The 22872-nt window shown below is 63.6% G+C and carries 21 protein-coding genes, 1 tRNA gene and 3 pseudogenes; 2 read left to right on the forward strand and 23 right to left on the reverse strand.

Going from position 1 to position 22872, the window contains the following annotated elements:
* Nucleotides 1-5: 5 nt before the first annotated feature.
* From BJI69_RS20085 to serS, 6 genes are all read right to left on the reverse strand, one after another.
* Nucleotides 6-707 carry an HAD family hydrolase gene (locus BJI69_RS20085; protein ID WP_125903143.1) on the reverse strand — a complete coding sequence of 234 codons (702 nt, stop codon included), beginning with the start codon at nt 705-707 and terminating at the stop codon, nt 6-8.
* Complete coding sequence (locus tag BJI69_RS20090) at nt 704-2059, reverse strand: MATE family efflux transporter (protein WP_046967426.1); 1356 nt, start codon at nt 2057-2059, stop codon at nt 704-706. The genes BJI69_RS20085 and BJI69_RS20090 overlap by 4 nt, the downstream gene beginning before the upstream one ends.
* Nucleotides 2056-3585, reverse strand: coding sequence for an L-aspartate oxidase (locus BJI69_RS20095; protein WP_071925046.1), 1530 nt, complete (start codon nt 3583-3585; stop codon nt 2056-2058). The genes BJI69_RS20090 and BJI69_RS20095 overlap by 4 nt, the downstream gene beginning before the upstream one ends.
* Nucleotides 3585-4598, reverse strand: coding sequence for a quinolinate synthase NadA (nadA, locus tag BJI69_RS20100; protein ID WP_046967424.1), 1014 nt, complete (start codon nt 4596-4598; stop codon nt 3585-3587). Before nadA ends, BJI69_RS20095 begins: the two co-directional genes overlap by 1 nt.
* Before the next feature lie 884 nt (nt 4599-5482).
* Nucleotides 5483-5572, reverse strand: a tRNA-Ser gene (locus BJI69_RS20105).
* Between the two features lie 60 nt (nt 5573-5632).
* Nucleotides 5633-6913 carry a serine--tRNA ligase gene (serS, locus tag BJI69_RS20110; RefSeq protein ID WP_046967423.1) on the reverse strand — a complete coding sequence of 427 codons (1281 nt, stop codon included), beginning with the start codon at nt 6911-6913 and terminating at the stop codon, nt 5633-5635.
* Nucleotides 6914-7003: 90 nt separating this feature from the next.
* On the opposite strand from serS, the gene BJI69_RS20115 reads away from it, so the two are divergent.
* Together BJI69_RS20115 and BJI69_RS20120 are read left to right on the forward strand one after the other, a co-directional pair.
* Nucleotides 7004-8041 carry a hypothetical protein gene (locus BJI69_RS20115; RefSeq protein WP_046967422.1) on the forward strand — a complete coding sequence of 346 codons (1038 nt, stop codon included), beginning with the start codon at nt 7004-7006 and terminating at the stop codon, nt 8039-8041.
* Between the two features lie 59 nt (nt 8042-8100).
* Nucleotides 8101-8223 (forward strand): annotated as a pseudogene (locus tag BJI69_RS20120) (DUF4262 domain-containing protein); the annotation flags it as partial.
* A 201-nt stretch (nt 8224-8424) separates the two neighbouring features.
* Here BJI69_RS20120 and BJI69_RS20125 read toward each other — a convergent pair.
* From BJI69_RS20125 to BJI69_RS20205, 17 genes and pseudogenes are all read right to left on the reverse strand, one after another.
* The gene (locus BJI69_RS20125; protein WP_046967421.1) at nt 8425-8973 is read right to left on the reverse strand and encodes a glycoside hydrolase family 108 protein; all 549 of its coding nucleotides are present in this window, start codon (nt 8971-8973) and stop codon (nt 8425-8427) included.
* A 59-nt stretch (nt 8974-9032) separates the two neighbouring features.
* The gene (locus tag BJI69_RS20130; RefSeq protein ID WP_125903144.1) at nt 9033-9617 is read right to left on the reverse strand and encodes a hypothetical protein; all 585 of its coding nucleotides are present in this window, start codon (nt 9615-9617) and stop codon (nt 9033-9035) included.
* 74 nt (nt 9618-9691) lie between these two features.
* Nucleotides 9692-10000, reverse strand: a complete 309-nt coding sequence (locus tag BJI69_RS20135; RefSeq protein ID WP_046967420.1) for a hypothetical protein — start codon at nt 9998-10000, stop codon at nt 9692-9694.
* Nucleotides 9997-10326 (reverse strand): hypothetical protein, encoded by a 330-nt coding sequence (locus BJI69_RS20140; protein ID WP_046967419.1) that lies wholly within the window; start codon nt 10324-10326, stop codon nt 9997-9999. Before BJI69_RS20140 ends, BJI69_RS20135 begins: the two co-directional genes overlap by 4 nt.
* A 14-nt stretch (nt 10327-10340) precedes the next feature.
* Nucleotides 10341-10745, reverse strand: coding sequence for a hypothetical protein (locus BJI69_RS20145; RefSeq protein WP_125903145.1), 405 nt, complete (start codon nt 10743-10745; stop codon nt 10341-10343).
* A gap of 242 nt (nt 10746-10987) precedes the next feature.
* Nucleotides 10988-11431, reverse strand: coding sequence for a hypothetical protein (locus BJI69_RS20155; RefSeq protein WP_046969270.1), 444 nt, complete (start codon nt 11429-11431; stop codon nt 10988-10990).
* A 4-nt stretch (nt 11432-11435) separates the two neighbouring features.
* A complete protein-coding gene (locus BJI69_RS20160) occupies nt 11436-11696 on the reverse strand; it encodes a hypothetical protein (protein WP_046969269.1) in 261 nt (86 codons plus the stop codon).
* A 69-nt stretch (nt 11697-11765) separates the two neighbouring features.
* The gene (locus tag BJI69_RS20165) at nt 11766-12443 is read right to left on the reverse strand and encodes a DUF2589 domain-containing protein (RefSeq protein ID WP_046969268.1); all 678 of its coding nucleotides are present in this window, start codon (nt 12441-12443) and stop codon (nt 11766-11768) included.
* A gap of 68 nt (nt 12444-12511) precedes the next feature.
* Nucleotides 12512-12628 (reverse strand): annotated as a pseudogene (locus BJI69_RS23210) (DUF2589 domain-containing protein); the annotation flags it as partial.
* A pseudogene (locus BJI69_RS20170) lies at nt 12611-13033 on the reverse strand (DUF2589 domain-containing protein); the annotation flags it as partial. The pseudogenes BJI69_RS20170 and BJI69_RS23210, both read right to left, overlap by 18 nt.
* Before the next feature lie 3 nt (nt 13034-13036).
* Entirely contained in the window at nt 13037-13597 is a 561-nt protein-coding gene (locus BJI69_RS20175) for a glycoside hydrolase family 108 protein (RefSeq protein ID WP_046969266.1), read from the reverse strand.
* 117 nt (nt 13598-13714) lie between these two features.
* Nucleotides 13715-14365 (reverse strand): LuxR C-terminal-related transcriptional regulator, encoded by a 651-nt coding sequence (locus BJI69_RS20180; protein WP_046969265.1) that lies wholly within the window; start codon nt 14363-14365, stop codon nt 13715-13717.
* A 367-nt stretch (nt 14366-14732) separates the two neighbouring features.
* Nucleotides 14733-16274 (reverse strand): cation:proton antiporter, encoded by a 1542-nt coding sequence (locus BJI69_RS20185; RefSeq protein WP_046969264.1) that lies wholly within the window; start codon nt 16272-16274, stop codon nt 14733-14735.
* Nucleotides 16275-16360: 86 nt separating this feature from the next.
* Nucleotides 16361-16945, reverse strand: coding sequence for a hypothetical protein (locus BJI69_RS20190; RefSeq protein WP_046969263.1), 585 nt, complete (start codon nt 16943-16945; stop codon nt 16361-16363).
* A 216-nt stretch (nt 16946-17161) separates the two neighbouring features.
* Nucleotides 17162-18493, reverse strand: a complete 1332-nt coding sequence (locus BJI69_RS20195) for a replication-associated recombination protein A (protein ID WP_046969262.1) — start codon at nt 18491-18493, stop codon at nt 17162-17164.
* A gap of 56 nt (nt 18494-18549) precedes the next feature.
* Nucleotides 18550-19923 (reverse strand): DUF3999 family protein, encoded by a 1374-nt coding sequence (locus tag BJI69_RS20200; protein WP_046969261.1) that lies wholly within the window; start codon nt 19921-19923, stop codon nt 18550-18552.
* On the reverse strand, nt 19913-22768 hold the full coding sequence (locus tag BJI69_RS20205; protein WP_052767347.1) for a DUF2339 domain-containing protein: 2856 nt from the start codon (nt 22766-22768) through the stop codon (nt 19913-19915). Before BJI69_RS20205 ends, BJI69_RS20200 begins: the two co-directional genes overlap by 11 nt.
* Between the last annotated feature and the right edge of the window lie 104 nt (nt 22769-22872).

The raw sequence follows: 22872 nt of genomic DNA on the forward strand, positions 1-22872 counted from the left end.
CGTGATTATTTGTGGCCGGTGCCCAGGCCCAATTTAGGCCGCGGAGCTTCTGAGCGCCACCGCGTAACGGTGGGGTGTGCGGCAATGCACGCTGGCGATTCGTACAGCGACGAAGCCCAGCCCGCGGACGCCGCATACTGCACGAACTCGGGGCGGTCATCGAAGTAGACCGAATCGGCCCCTCTTATGCCAATGGTTTCGCCGACCGCTTGATAGAACGCGGGCGTTTTCTTCGAAAAGCCGACCCGCGCGCTGTAGAACATGCCCTCGAAATGGTTACTAAGCCCAAGGTCATTCCAGAGATACGAAGCACGCCGGTGCTCCTGAGAGGTGGCGAGGTAGCATTTCAGTCCCACCTCATCACGCAGTTGCGCGACGAGTGCCAAGAGGTTCCGATCGACATGGGAGTCGTGCTCGAACCAATACTGCAGAACCGTCTCGACGCCACCGCTAAAGCCAATCTGAATGAGGACAGCAGATAGTGCATCCTCGACGGCCATCTCTCCAATTGAGCATGACTCCATCAATGACACGGAACGTCCAGCATCTTGAGCGAAGAATCGCTTAACAAGGACTGACGGCGGAATGCCCAGATCCCGTTCGAGCTGCGCCGTCCAAGGAACATTAGAGCGCTGCGATGGTGAACCCGGGTGGACTACTACGCCATCCACATCGAGCACCAATATCTTATCGGCACGGGCAGTCATAGCTTTGCGCTCTCATTACTCATTGGCATGATCAGGTTATCCATGAAGCCGGTGGCCGCCTTTATCTCCCGACTAATCAATAGCCAGGAAAGCGCCCCCGCCACAATGGTCGCTAACGCCAGCGCGCTGATGCTCCAACGCGCGTCGCCGAGCGACTGTGACGCAAGCAGCAGCGGCGCGTTAATGACCCCGTAATAGACACCGCACCAGAGCAGTGATCGACCGGGCTTCTTCATCAGGTTCAGTGCGGTCGTCGCCAGGATAAAGATACCCTGTAAGCCGATCGTTCCGGGAACAACGCATAGAAAGAACACGCAGATCTTGTAGGTTTCGGGTGTTGGCGATGCCATGGCCGCTATCCAGTGCCGTGCGACGAATACGATGACCGCGCCGACCAAAGAAAACCAAAACATTAGCGAAGCCATACCTCTGATGAAGACGAGCATGCTCGCACTATCGTGTTTCGCCCAAAGCCGCGTTATCGTCGGTGTCGCGACAGTAACGAAGGCAGTTTGAAAGTAGAGGAGGATTTGCTCAACCCGGCCGTTGATTCCGTAGGCGGCAATGGAGTCCTGGCCGAATCCCGAGAAGACGCGCGTCAACATTGATAGAAATAAGAACAATAGAATGTTGGACAGCAGAACAGGAAGTCCAATGATGAGAATGCTCTGAGCCATCTCCACGAATGCGCTCCAGAACGCGCTCTCACCGCCCTCGCAAGAAAGGACCGCAACGAACGCAAGCGATAACGTGGTTGACAGCGCACTTGTCGCAAGCGTCGAGTATGCGGATCCGGCGACGCCCCAGATGGCGCCTCCCATGTGAACGGGGATGAGCAGAATCGAAAGACTCGCGCCAACCGCGGTGGCGACCAAAGTGATAGCACTAGCGGTCTTGAAATACCCGAGATTACGGATGATCGCAAAGGTGTTGGCCGACACGAACATCAAAGGAACGGTCCAGAGCCAGATCGAAAAATATCTGCCCAGCTGTGCCAAATGGTTCGCAGCCCCCATCGCTGTTAGCAGTACTGGAAGGCATGCGTGTAATACCGCAGCCACTAACGCACCCAAAATGAGCGAGACGAGCACCGATTGAAGAAGCGGACCGCGCCGTACTCGCCCGTTGTCTAGCCGCCCTTCCCCCGCGAAGGCCGCAGCTGTCGCCACATAAATACCGCCGGCCACACTGATAAGTAGAAAAAGGATAGGAAAAACGAACGCAAAAGCGGCGAGTTCGGAGCTACCGATGGCCCCGACCAGCGACACGTCCAGCGTGACCTTTCCCATCGAGGTCAGTGCCGTAGACGCGGTGAAAAGCATCGCCGATATGATAGCCAGCTTGTTGTTCATGCCGGTTCGGATGCTTGGAGCGGTTCTTGCGGCTCGGCAGCTGGAGCTGCGTGTTTTTCAGGTCTCGACGTATCTGTCCGGAAGTGAGCCCCGAGCGATACGGATCGAGCAAGAGCAGCGTCCAGAATTGCCTTGATCACAATAGCCTGCCGCGCATCTGAGACGCCCGGAGCATCGTTGATCCAATTGCGCAGCGCAATCATGCCGTCCTTATGACGTGCAGGACCCAAAGCTTCTGTGACGCGCTCGCGAAACTCACCAGCTAAACCGTCTGCTAAACCCTTTGATGAGACAGCGTAAGAGTCGCCAGTCACGCAGGCATCGCCCGAAAGGACTTCCGGCGAACCGAGTCGCGCCCCAAGACGCCGGCCGAACACCACGCCTTCAAGCAAAGAGTTGCTAGCCAGACGATTGGCCCCATGTACGCCGGTGCACGCAACCTCACCCACTGCGTATAAGCCAGAAACACTGGTTGCACCCTGAAGATCCGTCCGCAGGCCGCCCATGTGGAAATGCGGAGCAGGCACCACGGGTATTGGAGTAGCTCTGGGGTCGACGCCGTGCTGCATACACGCAGCGAAAATTCCAGGGAACCGCTTGGGCCATTCATCGCCAACGCAGCGAGCGTCTAAGAACACGTCGTCGCCACCTGTGAGAACCTCCCACACCCGACGGGCAACGACGTCACGCGGCGCGAGGTCGCGCGATGGGTGGACGCCATCCATAATGAACGCATTACTGCTATCGATGAGCCGGCCACCCGCACCGCGTACCGCCTCGCTAACAAGATGCAGGCGCGTGCCTACAGTCTCTTTCTGTGGCCGCAGGAGCGTTGGATGAAACTGGACAAATTCAAGGTCGGCCACTTCCGCGCCGGCCAGAATACCCAGCGCAAGGCCCGTCCCATCACTCTCGGCCGGGTTGCTGCTCCAGCGATAGAGCGCCCCCATGCCGCCGGTCGCAAGGACGACTGCGTCGGATTCCACCACTTCTGTACGACCGTCTATCCCGGTGAGAGAGACGCCTCGCACGCAACCGTCCGCCATGACAAGGCCGGCCACCTCGGTGTATTCGCGCCACTGGATATGCGCGGAATGGCTTGCGCGACTTGTAAGCGCCTCGGCGATCGCCCTTCCTGACGCATCGCCCCCTGCGTGTAAGATCCTTGGAAGGCTATGCCCACCTTCCAGGCAAAGCGCCAGACCACCTATACCGGCATCGAACTGCACGCCATGATAAATCAACCATTCAATGGCGCTCCGCGCGCCATCAGTTAGGACATCAACAGCGGAATCATTGTTCACTCCGCATCCTGCGTTCACCGTATCCCGTGCGTGGAGCATTGGCGAATCACGGTCGTGCCACGGGGCGGCTATTCCTCCTTGCGCCAAAGGCGTCGAACCACTTCGGCCGCGCTCACCACGAGTTACCATCAGAACGTCGCGCCCCGCTGTAGACAGCGCGACGGTAAGACCTGCGACACCGCTCCCCACGACGACGACGGGCTGCCTACCACCCGCGCGCATTAGACTTTCTCACCGCGGCCGATGGCCAGCATGGCGTCGAGCGCTCGCTTTGCGCCGTGAATGACGTCGCGGGGAACGATGACCTCCGGCGCCATGTCGCGAAGTGCTCGATAAATCCCAGGCAGCGTGATGCGTTGCATGTGGGGACAAAGGTTGCAGGGCTTAACGAATTCTATCTGTGGGAAGTCCGTCTTGAGATTGTCGGCCATCGAGCATTCTGTAATGAGGGCAACCCGGGAAGGCTTTTCCCGAGTGAGCCAGGCCGCCATTGCGGACGTCGATCCTACAAAGTCAGCCTCCCTAGCCACCTCCGGCGAACACTCGGGATGCGCCACAACCTTCGCACCGAACTGGGCACGCGCATTGCGCACCTGGGTCGCTGTGAATCGCTCGTGGACCTCGCAAGCGCCGTCCCAAAGGATCAGTTCAACTGACGTTTGCTTTGCGACGTTTGCGCCGAGCAAACGATCCGGCAGAAATAGCACCCTGTCCGAACCCATGGCCTCTACGACCTGCAACGCGTTGGCCGATGTGCAGCATGCGTCCGACTCTGCTTTTACCTCGGCAGAGGTGTTGACGTAAGTGACGACAGGAACGCCTGGATATTGCTTACGAAGGCGGCGGACGTCCTCCCCGGTGATGGATGAAGCAAGCGAGCATCCTGCCGCCATATCGGGAATCAGCACCGTGCGTTCCGGGGCGAGAACTTTTGTCGTCTCCGCCATAAAGTGAACGCCGCACAGAACGACAACGTCTGCGGTAACACGCGAGGCTTCTTGGGCCAAAGCAAGCGAGTCGCCAGTGAAGTCGGCGACGGTATGAAAAATTTCAGGCGCCTGATAGTTATGCGCCATGATAACGGCGTTGCGCTCACCCTTGAGTCGCAATATCGCGTCAATCCATGGAACATGAAAGTCCCACTCTAGACACGGAATACTGTGCTTCAGTGATTCTCCGCGAGCGGCATATCGCTGCAACAACTCGTCGGACGGAAACGGAACGCCGTTCTCCACTGCAACTCCTTTGCATCGCGACTCGTAAGTATTGTGCGGCCCGGCGTCAGAATACTCGACCGTGGGACCGCTCTCGTGCCGCCGGAGCATCATATGATCGATGCGCGCCTGTCAAGCCAATTTCTTACGATTTACTGACACCGTGCTGCGCTCGACGTTAGTAGCTCTGTCATCGCTTACGGACCCTTGGCGAACGCTTGTCTCGCGATAACGGAATGGTTGCAGACGTGGAAGACTCGTCGCACGCCGTGCAGTGGTACGCACAAGGGTAACGTCGCGCCGGCATCAGGCAGGTGACGCTGCGCGCGACGTAGGATTTATGGGGACGGGGGACGCCGCCCACCGCTTCCCGAAGTACCGATGGATCGGTGGAGAAGTCGATACTGCTACACGGCAAATACATGATCAGAGCCACAGAAGGCGGCGTACTTCGCAACAGTGTGACTTCAGGGTGCCCACAGAGGCCGTATCCACAAAGCGCTTCGAGGTGAGCCGCCGCAGCGAGTGCTTAGTCTGGGGTCATCGCAAAACGTCGTTTGATGTCTTGCCGAATCGGCGTAGGAAAAACCTGACACTCGCCAGCCCCAGTCCTTGCGCGCATCGCTCGTCGGCGTGGCCGATCTTGATCTGCGGGCGGGTCATGAAGTGCGCGCTGTCGACACTTGGCGCAAGCATTATTGAGGCTGCGGTTGGTCTCCACGTGATGGTGTTGGCTAAACGCAAGATTCATCTACGCCGCTTTGTCATAGCTCGCCAGCCCAGTGAGCCTCAGCGTGGCATGCCCAGCATTGAGCCGGCCACGTTCGGCCGGCTCAACTGCCGCGACGGTCAGGCCGCCGCTTTCAGCTGGGCAAGAAGTTCGGTCTTCCGGGCTTCCACGATTTTGGCGGAGAGAGTGGGATTCGAACCCACGGTAGGCTCACACCTACGGCAGTTTTCAAGACTGCTGCCTTAAACCACTCGGCCATCTCTCCGTATTTTTCTAACGCGCCGGCCAGGCATTGCACCCGGCCGGCGCCAATCATACCCGACGATCAGGCAATCGCCTCAATCCCCGCCATATACGGCCGCAGCACGTCCGGCACCTCGATCGAGCCATCGGCCTGCTGGAAGTTCTCCATCACGGCCACCAGGGTCCGGCCCACGGCCAGCCCCGAGCCGTTCAACGTATGCACCAGCTCCGGCTTGTTGCTCGCCGGATTCCGCCAGCGGGCCGACATGCGGCGCGCCTGGAAGTCCGTGCAGTTCGAGCAACTGCTGATCTCGCGATACGTGTTCTGGCTGGGCAGCCAGACCTCGAGGTCATAGGTCTTGGCCGCGGCAAAGCCCATGTCGCCCGTGCACAGCTGCACCTTGCGGTACGGCAGCTTCAGCGCCTGTAGCACGGCCTCGGCATGCCCGACCATCTCCTCGAGCTGCGCGAAGCTGGTCTCGGCGGTCGCGATCTGCACCATCTCGACCTTCTCGAACTGGTGCTGGCGGATCATGCCGCGGGTGTCGCGGCCGTAGCTGCCGGCTTCGGCGCGGAAGCACATGGAGTGCGCGGTCATGCGCATGGGCAGCTCGCCGGCGTCGACGATGCTCTCGCGCACGAGGTTGGTCAGCGTCACTTCGGAGGTGGGGATGAGGTAACGCTTCACCTCGTCGACCATCGTGCCGAACAGGTCCTCTTCGAACTTGGGCAACTGGCTGGTGCCTTCCATCGCCGCTGCATTCACGATCAACGGCACGTTGTGCTCGAGGTAGCCGTGACGCGTGGTGTGCAGGTCCAGCATGAACTGGGCGAGCGCGCGGTGCAGGTGCGCGAGCTGGCCGCGCAGCACGGTGAAGCGTGCGCCGGACAGCTTGGCCCCGGCTTCGCCGTCGAGCCAGCCGTGACGGACGCCCAGGTCCACGTGGTCCTTCACCGGGAAGTCGAACGGACGCGGGTGACCCCAGCGGAGGATCTCCAGGTTGTCGTTCTCGTCCTTGCCGATGGGCACGGAGTCGTCGGGGAGGTTCGGGATACCCAGGGCGATGTCGGCCAGCTTGGCCTGGACCTCGGCGAGCGCCTGCTCGTTGGACTTGAGCTTGTCGCCGATGCCGGCCACTTCGGCCATGAGCGCGTCCACGCTTTCGCCCTTGCCCTTGGCCTGACCGATGGCCTTGGAGCGGGTATTACGCAGGTTCTGCAGCTCCTGGGTCTCGGTGGAGAGCGCCTTGCGCTCGGATTCGAGGCGCTCGATCGTCGGGACGTCGAGGTCGAAGTTCCGGGCGGCGCGCAGGCGCTCAGCCGTTTCGGCGAGCTTGCCGCGCAGGAGGGCGGGATCCAGCATGAGAGGGGCTTCCGTGGGTCTACGAGCCGGGGATTATCGCAAACTTGGGCCGGGTCGGTATGATCGGGCCACCAAGGGATGGGGGTGGGCATGGCCAGGCACACGGGACCAGCGAACAGGGGCCGCTTCGAGGAGCTTCGGCCTGACCTCTTCGTCAAATTCTTTATCTGCATCCTGATCCTGATGGCGCTCGGCGCTTGCGGCTTCTTCGTCTACTACTGGTGGACGGCCACCGACCGGACCGTCTCCGCCTTCGGCGTAAGCCTGTGCCTGATGGCCCTGGGCTGCGCGGCTTACGGGGTGAACAGCCTGTGGTCGCACATCGTGATCGAACCGGATGCCGTGGTGATCAAGGACGCCATCTCCACGCGCCGCATCGAGCGCTCGGACATCGGCGGCGCGCGCGAGGTCTACGTCGACTCCCAACGCGGGACCGAACTGTGGCTCTACGACAAGTCGGGTCAACGGATCTTTGTACCGCACGCGCTTGGGCAGAAGCTCCTGGGTGACACCTGGGCCGAGGGCATCGAAGACCTCGACCAGAGGGATATCAACCGGGTGAACGCCAGCTTCGCCACCGACGAACGACTCGGCGATTCCGAGGCGGAGCGTCGCTGGAACGGCAGTACCTGGTTGGGTCGCACCAATTTCCTGAACCTTCTCGCCATCCCCGTCGGGCTTATGGCCCTGGGGTTAGGCGACGATGCGCCACTACCTTGGCCGCTGTTCCTCATCATCGCCGCGATGCCGATACTCGCCGTGGGCATCAACGTTGTCACCGACGGTGCCGTCGACCTGCATAGCCGCGCCAACGACGACGGCCCGAATGTCCAGGCGCTCAGCTGGTCGCCACTGGTGCTGTTCTGGCGCTCGTTCGATGTGCAAGGCGGTCATTGGGGATCTGCATGGATGTTCGGTTTCTGTCTTTCGATCCCCGTCACCTATTGGCTGACGCGCTGGATGCGCGAGGCCGGGCACTCGTTGAACACGCGCGGGCCGGTGACATTCCTGCTGGTGGCGATGTACTTCGCGTCAGTCATCCTGCTGGTGAAGGATCACAGGGCACAGGTCCGTTATGAGCGCATGCAGGCAACCGAGAACGTGCATGTCGTACCGGACCGCCGGTGATCGCGCGCCGCCCGTCCCGGGCAGCCGCCCTTCCAAACAGACCATAGGTCAATCACACGATGGTTCGGCTCGCCGGCGAAGACAAAAGCGAACAGAAGCTCGTCGACAATGTCGCCGCGCATGGCTGGCATTGCATCCACATCCTCGCGGAAGGCGAGCATGTCGCCTACTCATTTACCGTGGGGCTGTTTCATAGCTATGGGTATCCCGAGCTCATTATCTTCGGGCTTCCGCGGGAAGACCGGCCACTTTCCCTGGGACCCCGAGGTCAGCGCCGCGTTTCGCCAAGCGCAGCCGGTGCTCGGAGTACCGGCCAGCCAGAATCCCGACTGACCGATACACCGACGCGGTCCGGGCGGACCGGGGCCGCAACCACGAACGCTCTACGGCGTCGCAGGCAAATCGGCAAACGAGTCCGTGTGGGTCAGCCAGCCCTTGAGGAACTTGTTCATCGGCGGTCGCTTGGCCACCAGATCTTTGAAGTAGTCCTTGCGGCCTTGCTTGAAGGCGGCATAGACCGCCACCGCATCGACCTGCCTCAGGGCAACGAGTGTGGCTGCATCGATCTCCCCGTTCATTGCTACCGGCGGCGTGGCACCGAGGCCGTTCAACACCCGCTGCAGCAAGCGGGACGCGTTCGCACCGGCAATCACCTGGAAATCGAAAACGATATTCGCCAGTGGTTGAAAGGCGATTTCGTCGCCACGCACCTTGTCCCAGTAGAGCGCCTTGTAAATCGTCGCGGCCTGGGCATCGGTCAGCGCGCGCAGGTTATCGAGCGTCGGCGGGATGTTGAGCAGGCGCTGGGCGCACTGCTGGAAGCTGCCGATGTCGATGCCCTTGTTCGAGACACCACCCGGATCGGCGGGGTCGTTGACGAACCCACCCCTCGACATGAGCAGCGGGGCGAAGTAGCTGTTGAAGTCGGCCATGCGGTGCTCTTCCTTTGCGGCTATGAAAATCCTGGCCGCAACACTATCCCTTCTCGCCGTCAGGGGGAATGCTCGGACCGCCAATCAGCAAACGAGACCGGGCTCGCCTTGTTCGCCCGTGTCACCGAGGTCTTGTCGGGCTTGCCTTCAAGAGGGAATGACGACGTCAGGATCTCGCTACTGAATAGCCACCTGCTGGCATTCGCGTCGTAGCGGAACGTGACGAAGTCCGACCAGTGACTCCCGCACGCCACCGCATTCTCCACGGTGAAGTACAGGCCTTTGACGGCCAGCCCCTCGTCGGCGTCCTCGAACGGATCGCATTGGCCGCCCTGGTCGGCCCGAAGAACGACGGTGTCATTTCGCGCGATCAGCTTGAAGTCGCCCTCCCCCTGACGCTCGAAGATGAGGAGCGGACGCGGCGACGGCTGTTCGCGGGTGTCGGTGGCCTGATGCACGACGACAAGAAGACTTTCCCGACGGTCGCCAAGTTGCGGTCCGGTCCTGGACTGCATGACCTCGAATCCCTTCGGTAGCTGAGCCTGGACGTCTTTCGGCAGATCCGCAGCGGTGGCTTGAAAAGTGAGCGCCAACATCAGCGACGCAGACACCCGCCTTAGCGCAACTCGCTTCTTGAATGCCATTACCTGTCCTTTAGGAAGTCACCGACGTGCTCGCATAGTACGCGGGGACTTCTTGCGAGAACATCGGCCCGACCTCAGACCACGTCGCCGAGCGCAGCCTGGCGACGACGCATCGACCGCCAGACCCACTTACTCATGAGCACCGCCGTCCCGATATTGGTCATCACCTCGCCAGGCCAGACATGGCCATAGCTGATGTCGTGAAAGCCAACCCGGTCGGCGACGATGCCCAGCACGTTCACCAGCGCTCCCGCCGCGATGAAGGCGTGACACACTCGTAGCACCCGACCCAGATGCCTGTCGGTCAGCAGCCAACACCCGCAGGCCATCATGACCGCGCTGCAGGAAAGGTCGGCATAGAGATAAAAAAGCCCATCGTTCACGGGTTGTCGCCTCCAGCGATACGGTCGATGACGCGGTTGGCCAGCGTTTCGCCTCGCGAGTCGATCAACCGCTGGGCGATCATCGTCAGGCGCAGTCCGAAACAGCCGACCAGGAAGGAAACGCCGGCCTGGATCTGGGCCGGCGAATCCGGAAGGAAACGCCGTTCCAACATGGGCGCGAGAAAGATGGCCATCATCGCCCCGCACACCACCTGCACGACGGCACGTTTGCGCGAGACCTCGTTACCGAGCGCCACCGGAAGGATGGCGCCGCCCACTGCCGCCAGCAGCAGCCAGAAGCGGGTGAAGAGCAGCATGGTGTCCATGATGGCGACCTCCCTCAGGGTTGCGCCGGAACCGCCGACGACGGTTTCAGGTCGCCGTGCCAGGTGGTCTTGGCCGAGGGGAAGTCGATCGCCAGACGACCGTCCTTACCCGGCTTGAAGGTCAGATCGCGACCCTGAAGGTCCTGGCAGAACTTGCCGCCGTTCGTGGAGACGCCGAAGCGATACACGGCGGCGCCGGCATCCCCATCTTTCAGGAACTTCGCCGGCACGTTGCACGAGAACGGCTCGTCGAAATGCACGTCCACCTTGTCCGGCGTAAACGCCAGCTGCGCGCTCACATCCGAGTTGCCCTGCTGCACCAACCCGCTCCACTTCCCCTGCGGCTGCGCTGCCACCGCCGCCCCGGAAAACAGGCAGACCCCCACCAACACGACCGTCCCCTGTAGGAGCCGATTCATCGGCGATGCTTTTCCAATCTTCAAAGTCATAAAAACTCCCTCCTAATGAATGAATAAACCCAAGCCCCCAACCCGGCAGACCCGGACCACAACCCCCACTCCCACAACGATCAACCCCACAAGCACCATCCCCAGAACCCGTCTCCGGCGCCGCCGCAATGTCCCCGCCGGCACCTCATCCACACACGCCAGCACTGCCCTCGCCCACGGCGCCGACACCCGCATCCCCGAAAGCTTGTCCATCACCCCACCCCCGCCTCGGCCGGCACGTGCACGACCCGATCATCGAGGACGATGCGCGGCTGCCAGGCGTCCGTACTGCGAAAACTGATGCTCATGTGATGTACCCGTTTTTTCCGGAACCAGCTGCGCTTTGGCGGCCGCATGTCGATCACCAGTTCGTCGACGCCGAAGGGCCCGCGCTCATAGCGCAGCTGGCAGTCGAAGGCCACGGACAGCTCAGTCACCTGCGGTACGCGGGGATCGCGAAAGGCACGCAGCGGTATCACGACCGGTTCCAGCGGCGCATCCGGCCCGGGATCACGCGGGATATCCACGTGCAGGGCCTGGCCATCGGTGTCGCCTGCCTCGACGTGCAGGGCGCGGCGCCGCCGCAAGGCTTCATTGGCCGCTTCCACCGACACCCGCAGCGCATACAGCAATTGGTCGAACGTGCAGACGGCCATCGCCCTACTCCCCGACCAGCCAGGAGGGTTTGCGTGGGAAACCCACGTGGTAGCAGATCCACTGCAGCACCACCTGGTGCTCGCCGATCTGCAGGATGGTGAAGCTCTTTTCCGTGGCGATGATGGAGCCGCGCGGCGAATCGGTCAGGCAACGATTGAGCAGCGCACGCGCTTCCTCGATCTTCGCCTCACTGTTCATCTGGTTGGGGTTGTCGCTACCGACAACCACGCGTTTGACGAACTTCACGTCGGTCAGGTCGAACATCCTGTGTCTCTCCGGGAAGGGATCGCGGCGACCTCGCGGGCGCCGCGATCCGGGTTGGAACCGAAACGCTTAACCGCCAGCCGCGGCACCGCCACCGGCGGCCGCACCACCACCGGCAAGCGCCGGCGTATCCGTGACAGGCACCGGCGCGCTGATCTTGCGGGGCGCGCAGGCGGTCTGCAGGATGTCGAGCACGCGCATCAGGCCTTCCGGCGCGCCACCGTCTTCGGCGTGAACCGCGACGTTGTACTTGGCCGAGTTATCCGACGCACGGGTGCTTTCCTTCGACGAGGACACCGCACCGGACACCTTCGCGGTGGCCTTGAAGATGCCCCAGCCGATCGACATCGAGGCATCGAAGGAGCCGCTCTTGGAATCCTTCTCGGTCTGGCTGAAGGACGACTTCACTTCCATGTTGAAGGTGATGTCCACCGTGGTGATGCTCAGGTTCGGGACCTTGACGATGGCCAGCAGCGGCACTTCCAGCTCGACCTCTTCTTCGGCGATGCCCGTGCCGTTCGGGTCGTCGACGGGACGCTTGAACTTGAAGCTCGCGGTACGTGTGGCGCCCACGCCCGTGGCATCGTTCGCGGCCGGCGGCAGGAAGCCGATGACCTTGATGAAATCCGCGGTGGCCTGGGCAAGCTTGACCTGGGCTTCGCACGCCGCGGTGAGCGGCGAGCCGATCAGGTCGGCGATGGGAAGACCCTTGAACTGGCTTGAGATGTTGACGAGTTCGTCAGCCATGATGTGACTCCTTATGGTGTTTGACGCGCCGCGCGGGATGCGCACCGCGGTTCAGCGCGATCGACGGATCAGTCGCCCGGCTTGAACGTCTTGAAGACCCCCTGGGTCTGTGAGAGGTGGTTCATCAGCCGTGCCGCACCGTCGGTGGGTTCGCTGCCTTCCACACGAATCATCACGTGCACCGAGCCACCCTTGCCTTCCTTGCCGCCAGCGGCCGGATCGACGCGGAGATGCGGTCGCGATGAGGCGGGCTTGCCCTTCCAACCCGGCTGCGACGTCGAGTCGTCGTCCGGCGTATCACCCTCGATCAGCGGCCCGATGTCGGCATCGAAGGTGATTTCCACCTCCTTGATGCGCAGCACGTTGGTCGAGACCAGCGGCAGGATCGGCGCACGGTAGAGGTCTTCGTCATCCTCGCCGGCATCCGGATGCATGGACGGCATGCGGATGACGACGCTCTTCGGCCGGTTGTCTTCGTCGAAGAAGTCGCTGAGGTGCGACATCTGGTGTTGCTCGATGCGGTCCTGCGCGTCGACGACGGCGCCGGCAATGGCTTCGATCAAGGTGTTCAGGGAGGTCTGCGCAGCCATGGCTCAGACGCCTCCCTTTGCAGCGGGTGCCAGGTCGGGGAACGAGTCCACGCGGGCCAGCCAGCCTTTGAGGAACTTGCCCAGGGTGGGCTTCCTGTTCACCAGATCGGTGTAGTAATCCTTGCGCCCCTGCTTATAGGCCGTGTAGACGGCCACGCTATTGGCTTTTGCCAGGGCGGCCATCGTGCCGGCACCGATCGCGCCGTCCACGGCCAGTGGCGGTGTGGCCCCGAGGGTGTTCAACACGCGTTGCAGCAGCTTCGATGCGTTGCCGCCGGCATTGACCTGGAAGTCGAAGACGATGTTCGCCAGCGACTGCAGAGCGATCTCGTCGCCGTGCACCTTGTCCCAGTAGAGCGCCTTGTAGATGATGCCGGCCTGGGCGTCGGTCAGTGCGCGCAGGTTGTCGAGCGTGGGCGGGATGTCGAGCAGGCGCTGGGCGCACTGCCCGAACGTTCCGATGGTCACGCCCTTGTTGGTCGCACCACCCGGATCCGCCGGGTCGTTGACGAACCCACCCTCGTGTTTGAGCAAGGTGGGAAAGAAGCTGTTGAAGTCGGCCATGAGTGATCTCCCGGTGCGGCGTAGTGGGTCCTGGTGGAGCCACTATCCGGTCGGGACCACACGCGCGGGATCGGGAAAAAACTGATTCCCGCGCGTGCGATGCCTGATCGCTTCATCTCATGGTTCGAGCGCCGTGAGGCCTTCGCGCAAGGCATAACGCGTGAGTTGCGCGATGCCGTTGATACCGAGCTTGGCCATGATGTGCTCACGGTGCGTGCCTACGGTTTTCACGCTCACGTGCAGCCGCGATGCAATGTCCTTCGCACTGAGCCCTTCGGCGAACAGCTGGGTGATTTCCCGTTCGCGTGGACTCAACGGCTCGCGCGGCGCGAACGACGGCGAACTGCTTCGGCGCATGCCATCCACCAGCAGATGGGCGATATCCGGACTGATGAAAAAACGCGAGCGCATCACGCTGTCGATCGCTTCGTGCAGCACCTCGAAGCCATCGCGTTTGAGCACATAGCCGTGCGCCCCGGCATCGAACGCGGCGCGCACCCAGCGCGAGTCGTCGTAGGAGGAAAGACAGAGCAACCGGGTCCGCGGGCAGCGCGGTGCGATACGGCGGATGGCCTCCAGACCGCTCAGCCCACGCATGGCGCAGTCGAACACGATCAGGCCCGGCTGGCACCGCAACGCACTACGCACGCAGTCGCGTCCATCAGCGGTGCTGCCGATCACCTCGTAGCGCGGTAACGCGGTCAGCAGCGATGCGACGCCCTCACGCAGCAGCGCCTGCTCATCGGCCAGCAGCACGGTGACCGGCATCACGGTAAGTACCCCGCGATCGGCAGCGTACGGTCATAACGGAAAACACCGCCACGGGGGGCGGTGGTGTGGTCATGCGAAGACATCCTGGACCCCCATTAATCCCTAGTGCCAACTCCCCAACGAACTTCAGAGATGGCTGGTGTGCGAAAAATCTTTCGATATCTCGCTACCAGGAAGGGATGCATCCACGGAGCCGGGCGGCCAGGTGATGAGGGTCTTTGCCATGATCGTGAGCTCCAGTCGATGAGTGGTGCTGGCACCGTATGTCGCCGCACCCCACCGGCCGTATCGGCCAAAACCTGATTTTCACGACGGAAACGACGTAACTGAGAACTGCGTCTTACTGCCGTATATGCATCTTCGGCTAGCCGCCGGTGATGCGTGTCGCCTCGGCGGGAAGCACGGTGAGCTCGCGCCAGTCCAGTTGTTCGAGGAGGAAGTTGTAATCGTCATCGCTCAACTGGAAGTCGACACGGCAGCGTTCCAGCTCGACACGCTGCGCGGCGACCGCCGCCTGGGCCAGCGCGCAATGCCGGTCGAAGGCCTCGGCGCGCGCCGGTTCGTCGAAGGCGTCGGCCTCGATGCGATAGAGCGCAGCGAGACGTGTGCCCTCCTCGTCCGCTTCGACAGCCATGCGCTCCAGTGCCGCCTTGACCAGCCCCAGGCGTACCGCACGCAGCTCCTGCTCACCGGCAGCGCGATGATCGAGGCCGAGCAGACGGATCACCGGCGCCAGCGTCATACCCTGCACGACAAGCGTCGCGAGCACGACGGAGAACGCGGTGAGCACCACGGTATCGCGCTGAGGAAAGTTCTCCGGGAGGATGAAGGCCGTCGCCAGGGTCACCAGGCCACGCATGCCACACCAGCCGGCCAGCGTCGCCTGCTGCCAGCTGGCAGCCGGTTCCCTGCCGAGACGCGCCCGGTACCAGGCGACGGTACGGTTGAAACTCAACGCAAAGACCAGGCGCACGACCACCACGATGGCCGTGACGATCCCTGCGAACATCAAGGCCTGGCGAAGATGCTCGCCACTCATGTCACCGACGATGCGCCGCGCCTGCAGGCCCATCAAGAGGAATGCCGTGACATTGAGCACGAACACCACCGCGCCCCACACCGCGTACGACTGCACACGCAGTCGCGGCGAGGATGGATCGGCGCGCCGGCCAGCGACGGTCATCGCCATCGCGACGACAGCGAGCACCGGCGATACATGCAGGTGCTCGGCAACGATCCAGACGAGGAAGGTATTGACGAACTGGAACAGGTTGCTGTCGAGTGCGCCGCTGATGTATCGCGTGGCGAGTGGCAGCAGCCACCCGACCAGCATGCCGAACAACACACCACCCGGCGCGGCCAGCGCAAAGCCGACGACCTGCGGCGCGGTCACCGCACCCGCCGTCTGCACCGACAAGGCCACACCGAACAACAGCAGCGCGGCTGCATCGTTGAACAGACTCTCGCCGCGAATGATCGCGTCGGTGTTGCGCGGAATGGCCATGCCCGAAAGGATCGCCGTGGCAGCTGCGGCATCCGGCGGCGCGACGATGGCGCCGAGCACGAGGGCCGCGGCGAAGGGCAGTCCTGCCAGCGCCCAACCGGCCCAGGCGACCAGCATCGCCGTCAGCAGCACACCACCGACGGCCAGGGTGAACAGCGGTACCCAGAAGCGCTTGGCACGCGCGACAGGGAAATCGAAGGCCGCATCCATCAAGGCGGGTGCGATGAACAGGGGCAAGGCGGTGCGTGGATCGATCGGAAAATCCGGCGCACCGGGCAGCAGCGCCACGCCGACACCCGCCAGCGCGAGCAGCGAGGGGTACGGCAGGGATAGCCGCCGTGCCACCTGCAGTAGTGCGACGGCGGCCATGAGCAAGAGAAGGAGGCTTTCGAAGAGTGACAAACGCGGGGCCCTTCCGGATCGGTTCCGTGGAGGTTACGACGCGCCGAACACAATGCGAACCCTGCGAGCCTCCCGCCAGACCCCGCTTACCGCGATGCGAAGCCCTTCTTCACACCCCTGCCGAGCCACCACCCCATCAGCGCACCGGCAAGCAACCAGCCGAACGCCTGCTCGATCAGCGTGCCAACGGTGAAGGCGGCTGGGAAGCGGTACCAGTTCCAGAACGGCACCATGAGCGATAGCCACGCGAACACCCCGAAGCCCAGTCCGACGTAGAGCCCGCGAACCGCACTCACCGCGCCACGGATGAGGATCAGGGTGATCAACAGGGCAGCCAAGGTGTCGGACAGCCACTGATGGAACAGGTTGGCGCCCATTTCCATGTAGTCACGGCCATAGGGCGAATAGACGATGAAGGCAAAAGGCGAGGCCTTGGCCTTCGCGGAGAACGCCTCCTTCGCCTTGGGATCGTTGGCCTTGCCCATGTCGAAATACGGCAGCACAAAAATCGCGTGCTCGGCCGGCAGGTTCTCGTGCAAGGCCGTCATGAGCTTGTCTTCGTCGACGGGTGCCCGCATCGACATCTCGCCGATGGGAATGACCATGTGCGCGAACGCACCCCAGAGGAACATCACAAGCCCGCCAAGCAAGGCGGCTATGGCAATGCGCATGGTCCTTCTCCGTGGCCGAGGTGGTTCGAGGGTACGTCGGGAACCGGGGCGTCGCCTATCGGCCTTTTGGGAGGGTGCCGCTTTCCAAATCGCACGGCCTTGCCGTTTTGCACGACTTTCCCGTTTCGCATGCCTCATGCCCTGTGGGAGCCGATTCATCGGCGATAGGGTGCTAGCGACGGGGCCTTCGGTTGCCCGACCGGCAACCCGCGGGTCTCACCCCTTCTTTTCCCGAGCCGCCGCCCTCGCCGCCCTCAACGCCGCCAGCTTCTCGCCGAGCTTCAACTCCAGTCCACGATCCACCGGCTCATAAAACATCATCCCCACGAGCTCATCGGGCAAGCATTGCTGATCCAGCGCCACGCCACCTTCGGCATCGTGGTCGTACTGGTAGCCCGTGCCGTAGCCCAGGCCCTTCATCAGCTTCGTCGGCGCGTTGCGCAGGTGCATCGGCACGTCGAGCGTACCCATCTGTTTCACCGTGGCGCGGGCCTTGTTGAAGGCCGTGTACGCCGCATTGCTCTTCGGCGAGATCGCCAGCCAGATCGCCAACTGGGCCAGACCGAGTTCGCCTTCAGGGCTGCCCAGCCGCTCGTAGGTATCCCAGGCATCGAGTGCCATGCGCCAGGCGCGGGGCTCGGCCAGGCCGACATCTTCGACGGCCATGCGCGTCATGCGGCGCGCCAGGTAAAGCGGATCGCAGCCACCGTCGAGCATGCGCGTGAGCCAGTACACGGCGGCATCCGGATCGGACGAGCGAACGGATTTATGCAGCGCCGAGATCTGGTCGTAGAACTGCTCGCCACTCTTGTCGAAACGGCGCGTTCGATCGGCGAGCACCTGCTCGAGCGTAGCGTCGTCGATGTGGCCGCCCTCGGCCAGCTCGGCGGCGATTTCCAGCAGCGTTAGCGCGCGACGGACGTCGCCATCGGCGGCGCTGGCGATCATGCGCAGCGACGCGTCTTCCACCGTGAGTTCGAGATCACCCAGGCCACGTTCGCTGTCGGCAAGCGCACGACGCAGCGCGGCGACGATGTCGTCCGGGCTGACCGAATCGAGCACATGCACGCGACAGCGCGAGAGCAACGCGGAGTTGAGCTCGAACGACGGATTCTCGGTGGTCGCGCCGACGAAGATGATGACGCCGCGCTCGATGTGCGGCAGGAAGGCATCCTGCTGCGCCTTGTTGAAACGATGCACCTCGTCGACGAAGAGCACGGTGCGACGTCCCTGCGCGAAGTTGCCCTCGGCTTCGGCGAGCGCCTTGCGCACGTCCGGCAGCCCGCTCATCACGGCTGAAATCGCGCGGAAGTCGGCGTCCGCATAGCGGGCGACAAGCAGGGCCAGCGTGGTCTTGCCGCAGCCGGGCGGCCCCCACAGGATCATCGAATGCACCTTGCCGGCCTCGAGCGCGCGACGCAGCGGCTTGCCCTCGCCGGCCACGCGCTGCTGCCCGACGATTTCGTCGAGGCTGCGCGGACGCATGCGCTCGGCCAGGGGCTTCAGGGCTTCGGGTTCGGCGAAAAGGCCGGGGGACTGGAAAGACATGGGACTCGGTGCCGACGGTGAACGGACATTATCGCGCGTTCACCGTGCACGCGTGCTCAAGGGTCTTCACGTGGCCCGGTAGGCGGCTTGCGCAGCAGGCTCACGGCCATCCCCCCGACCACCAGCACACCCAGGCCGAGCACCACCCACAGGATCACGCGGGTCCAGTCGAAAGGTGCGTTCGGTGCGGCGAGAGCGTCTTCGCCCGCCAGGCGCTCCCCCGGCCCGGTGCTGGCCTCCGTCGGCCGCCAGCCTTCCGGCTGCTGCTTGCGCAGGCCGGCCAGGGCATCGGCGATGGGCCAGGCCGGGCGGCTGGCCGCGCGGCTGCCCGCGAGCAGCCGATACGGCGCCTGCCCCTCCGGCAGGAAAACGAGGCGATCCGGCACCCAGCCCAGGGCAAGCTGCGGCGGATCGCGCAACGGCGTGGCGGAGTGAAGGCGGAGCGCTTGGCGGCGACCGGCCGGTATGGTGAGCGTGGTGTTGTCGTCACCCTGCGCCGCGGTGACGACGAGCGTGCCGAGTGACTCACTGAGGTGATCGCCCTCGAGCGACGCGGCATCCACGCGTGCGACGGCATCGCTGCCTCGCTTCAGGCGCAGCGCGTTGATCGGCAAGGCGGCGGGAAGTTCGTAATCGTAGTCGACGCCCTGCCCGCTGGACGTGGAACGGGTGGGCTGCACGTCCAGCCACTGGCGAACGGAGTCGTCAGCGCCGAGTTTTTCTTCCACGCGACCGGCAAGCGTCGCGGTCGCTTCGCCCGCTGTCGCCCAATGCACGCTGCCGCTGACGATGCGCACGCGAAAATAGCGGCCTGTCGCACCTTCGATCTTGACCGTGGAGACATCGGACGCGTTGCCGCCACGCCCCATGGACAGGATCGTGGCCTGGCGGATCAGGCTGGTCCACGACTGCAGATCGTCGCTGACGTCGATCGACACGTTGTCCAGCTGGGCATCCGCGCCGTCGCTGACCTGGGTCGGCGGGAAGGTGATTTGCGAGAGGTTGATCGGCGTACGCGCATCGATCAGCCATTCCTTCACCAGTGCCGGGCCGTTGTCGTTGCCGGGCTGGATGACGATGTCGCCATTGGTGCTGCGCTCGATACGCGGTCCGGGTGAGCCCGCTTCCGCCGGTGGTACGGCGAGAAGCGGCAAGCGCAAGGTCACCGGTCGAGACACCGATTGCAGAGGCTGATAGAGGCCTGACGGCACTTGTTGCCCTGTGGCATCGACGACGACGACATCGGCGAGCGCTCTTTCCGGCCGCGTCCAGCTGTAGGCGTCTTGCGGCAGCGGCACGACATAGGCCGGCGCGCCGGGCGTCGCCTTGATGGGATACGCCTGGGCGAATTGATCCGCGGGCGCAGCGGCCCTGGCACCACTCGCCACCAGGGCGAGGGCGAGCAGCGCGTGGCGAACGTCAGGACGCATGCGAAGACTCCGGCGGGGTTTCAGCGCTTTGCCGCGGTGGTGCGGGCGCGAGGTAACCGATGACCGTGCACAGCAGGCCATAGGCGATGAACGAGGCGATGCCGAACAGGTTGCCCAGATGCCCGCGATCGACCAACAAGAGCTTCGCCAGCACGAGCGCCATGGTCCCGGCACCAGCCATCCACAACAGCCGCTGGCCACGCTTCGAACCCAGCACCCAGGCGACCACGCCGATGATGCTCCAGACCACGGTGAGCGACAGCTCGGCGAGACTCGATCCGGGCATGGCGTTATCCCACGGCACGCCTCCGAGGTGATGCACGGAGCGCAGCGTCATGCTCGTCGCGATGATGAAGAACATCACGGCGAGGACGGCAGGCCGGACGCGACGCACTTCCACCGGTGTGCTCGCATCGGAGATGCCGCGTGCCGTGAGCAGAAGCACGGCGATCAGCAACAGGTCGACCGGATTGAGGACGGGGATGAAGACCAGCGGACGCGGCTCGCCGGCAGCGCCGAGGGCGATGACGCCAGCGAAGAACAAGGCCACCGCGGCACAGGCACCGACGGCGTTGCGAATGGCCTCCGCATACACGGCGAGCGGCGCGGCAATGACGCGCGGACGCCACAGCACGCATGCCGCAAGCAGCAGGGTCGGCATGGCGGCGGCCAGCACCTTCCAGCCCTGCCCCATCGTCACGACGAAGTCGAAGGCCAGCGCGATCGCTGCGGTACCGATGGCGAGCCAGCGCACCCAACTGATCGTCGCAGCGAGAATCGCCGCGACCCGATGGGCAACGAGCGCGCGTAGCGTGAACCAGCCCGTCACCAGCATCACGACCACACCCGCCAGCGGCCAACCGGCAAGCGGCTGGATGTTTTCGTTCGCGGCGGACAACGCCAGCAACATGCCGGCGAACAGGAACAGCGGCACGCTGAAGGCGAGGACGACGCCCAGATCGAGCTTGCGCACGCGCTTGCAGGCTTCGGCCAGGATCCATGCCGTTACGGCAAGCACGACCAGCCAGGATCCGAAGGCCAGCGGGCGATCGACCACGAACGTATCGATCTCGTTGGCGAAACTCACCAGCCACCAGGCCATCGCCCAGAGCATCAGGCCCACGCGCGCGAGGCCCGAGACACCACGCGACATGCCATGCCGGTCGAACTGCCACACGCCGATGCCGGCACCGACGACCAGCAACAGGCTGCCGATGAACACGGCATTGAGGATGGGCAGATCGTTGGTGTGATGCGTGAACAGCGTGGCGAGGGTCCACGCCGCTGCCGCCGCCAGTTGCAGGAACACACCGGCCCAGCGTGGCAGACGTCGTGCTTGGCGGAAACCGAGCCAGATCAGCCCCGCACCCTCGAGCGCGAACACGCTTGCGGTGACACTCGCACTCAGCGCGAGCGGCACGGCGATCGTCGCAAAGGCCACGGCCAGCACGGCCCAGGTCTCGCGCAACAGGCCCATGTCATCGCGCTGGCGGATAGCGAAGGCGATCGCGACATAGATCGCCGCGGCGACCAGGGCGGAGATCGCCAGCGGCATCGGCGCCCAGTCGAGCAAGGCACCTTGCAGTAACAGACTGGCGAGGGGATTGCCGAACATCAGGCAACCATCGAGGATCGCGCGCTCCCGCTTCGGCGAGCGCATGACATGCAGCCAGGGCACGGCGAGATAGAGCAGGAAATGCAGGATCAGGAAGGGCTCGGTGCTGGCGAACAACGCCGGCCGGTAACTGAGTACGCCCCACGCCGTACCCACGCCGAAGGTCGCGATGAAACCGAGCACGTTGAGCACGCGCCAGGCTTTCTTCCACGCGATACCGAGGATGCCGAGGTTGAGCACGGCGTAATACGAGAACAGGGCAACATGATTACCCTGCCCCGTCGACGCGATGATCGGCGCGGCGAAACCAGCGATGAGGCCAAGCACGGCGATCGCGAGCGCGTCCTGCAACACTGCAAGCACGCCGAGGCCGGCGACAAAGACGATGAGCAAGGCGAAGGTCGCTGTCGCCGGAATGAGTCCGTACAGGCGATAGGCGGCGAATACCGTCATCACCAGCACACCGATCGCACCGCCCTGCAACGCCAGTGCAAACGAACGGCGCTTGTCGCGCTGCACCCAGCCAAACGCCACTCCTGCGATCGCCGCCACGGCCACAAGGCTGAGGCGAACGGAAATCGGCATATGGAACAGCCCCTGGTCCGAGGCGTATTTCAGGAAGGCGGCCACGCCGGCAAACAACACCAGCATGCCGACCTTCACCGGCACATTGCCTTCGGTGATCCAGCGCTTGCCCGCATCGACCAGCCGCTCGACCCACGAGGGGCCAGCCGGCACCACCGGCGGCGGAAAGATCGGCCGCGGCGCAGGCGCCCCGCCGCCCGAAGGCAACGGCGGCATAGCCGGTGGCGTGGCAGAACTGTGGGAGCCGGCTGTACCGGCGATTGGAGAAGCCTCCGCTTTTATGTGGGAGCCGGCTTCGCCGGTGCCAGGCGAAGGCTCCGCCTTTATGTGGGAGCCGGCTTCGCCGGCGATAGGCCTGTCGGGCCCGGACACCGTAGGTGCGCCGTCAATAGTCGTCGCACCCGGCCACTCGGCCCGTTCACCCAGAAAGGTCTCGGACGAAGCGCCCTGCTCCGCGTGGGAGCCGGCTTTGCCGGCGATCGTCCCCAGCGTCGCCAGCCGCCTGCGAACCTCGTCGAGGTCCCGCTTCAGCCCGGACATCCGTCCCCAGACCAGCCCGATCGCCAAGCCGCCGACCGCGCCCTCCCAACCCTGGGTAACGAATGCCCCGACGATCGCGCCAATGATGGCCCAGACCACAATCATGCCTTCCCCACTCCCCACCATCCTGTGTGCGGCGAGTCTGGCATGAAATTGCGAACCGGGAGGAGCCGGCACGGCCGACCCCTCCCCTCAGCCTCCCGGGCCTG

Origin of the sequence: Luteibacter rhizovicinus DSM 16549, assembly GCF_001887595.1 — a bacterium.
In the GTDB taxonomy this organism is placed as follows: Bacteria; Pseudomonadota; Gammaproteobacteria; order Xanthomonadales; family Rhodanobacteraceae; genus Luteibacter; species Luteibacter rhizovicinus.

What these genes read in the sequence shown, in the direction of transcription:
- BJI69_RS20155 (WP_046969270.1), bottom strand. Translation starts at nt 11,431, where the DNA reads ATGGCCGTCTGCACGTTCGACCAATTGCTGTATGCGCTGCGGGTGTCG.
- serS (WP_046967423.1), bottom strand. Translation starts at nt 6,913, where the DNA reads ATGCTGGATCCCGCCCTCCTGCGCGGCAAGCTCGCCGAAACGGCTGAG.
- BJI69_RS20200 (WP_046969261.1), bottom strand. Translation starts at nt 19,923, where the DNA reads ATGCGTCCTGACGTTCGCCACGCGCTGCTCGCCCTCGCCCTGGTGGCG.
- BJI69_RS20195 (WP_046969262.1), bottom strand. Translation starts at nt 18,493, where the DNA reads ATGTCTTTCCAGTCCCCCGGCCTTTTCGCCGAACCCGAAGCCCTGAAG.
- BJI69_RS20095 (WP_071925046.1), bottom strand. Translation starts at nt 3,585, where the DNA reads ATGCGCGCGGGTGGTAGGCAGCCCGTCGTCGTCGTGGGGAGCGGTGTC.
- BJI69_RS20175 (WP_046969266.1), bottom strand. Translation starts at nt 13,597, where the DNA reads ATGGCCGACTTCAACAGCTTCTTTCCCACCTTGCTCAAACACGAGGGT.
- BJI69_RS20125 (WP_046967421.1), bottom strand. Translation starts at nt 8,973, where the DNA reads ATGGCCGACTTCAACAGCTACTTCGCCCCGCTGCTCATGTCGAGGGGT.
- BJI69_RS20085 (WP_125903143.1), bottom strand. Translation starts at nt 707, where the DNA reads ATGACTGCCCGTGCCGATAAGATATTGGTGCTCGATGTGGATGGCGTA.
- BJI69_RS20145 (WP_125903145.1), bottom strand. Translation starts at nt 10,745, where the DNA reads ATGAATCGGCTCCTACAGGGGACGGTCGTGTTGGTGGGGGTCTGCCTG.
- BJI69_RS20130 (WP_125903144.1), bottom strand. Translation starts at nt 9,617, where the DNA reads ATGGCATTCAAGAAGCGAGTTGCGCTAAGGCGGGTGTCTGCGTCGCTG.
- BJI69_RS20115 (WP_046967422.1), top strand. Translation starts at nt 7,004, where the DNA reads ATGGCCAGGCACACGGGACCAGCGAACAGGGGCCGCTTCGAGGAGCTT.
- BJI69_RS20165 (WP_046969268.1), bottom strand. Translation starts at nt 12,443, where the DNA reads ATGGCTGACGAACTCGTCAACATCTCAAGCCAGTTCAAGGGTCTTCCC.
- BJI69_RS20205 (WP_052767347.1), bottom strand. Translation starts at nt 22,768, where the DNA reads ATGATTGTGGTCTGGGCCATCATTGGCGCGATCGTCGGGGCATTCGTT.
- BJI69_RS20140 (WP_046967419.1), bottom strand. Translation starts at nt 10,326, where the DNA reads ATGGACACCATGCTGCTCTTCACCCGCTTCTGGCTGCTGCTGGCGGCA.
- BJI69_RS20160 (WP_046969269.1), bottom strand. Translation starts at nt 11,696, where the DNA reads ATGTTCGACCTGACCGACGTGAAGTTCGTCAAACGCGTGGTTGTCGGT.
- BJI69_RS20180 (WP_046969265.1), bottom strand. Translation starts at nt 14,365, where the DNA reads ATGCCGGTCACCGTGCTGCTGGCCGATGAGCAGGCGCTGCTGCGTGAG.
- BJI69_RS20090 (WP_046967426.1), bottom strand. Translation starts at nt 2,059, where the DNA reads ATGAACAACAAGCTGGCTATCATATCGGCGATGCTTTTCACCGCGTCT.
- BJI69_RS20190 (WP_046969263.1), bottom strand. Translation starts at nt 16,945, where the DNA reads ATGCGCATTGCCATAGCCGCCTTGCTTGGCGGGCTTGTGATGTTCCTC.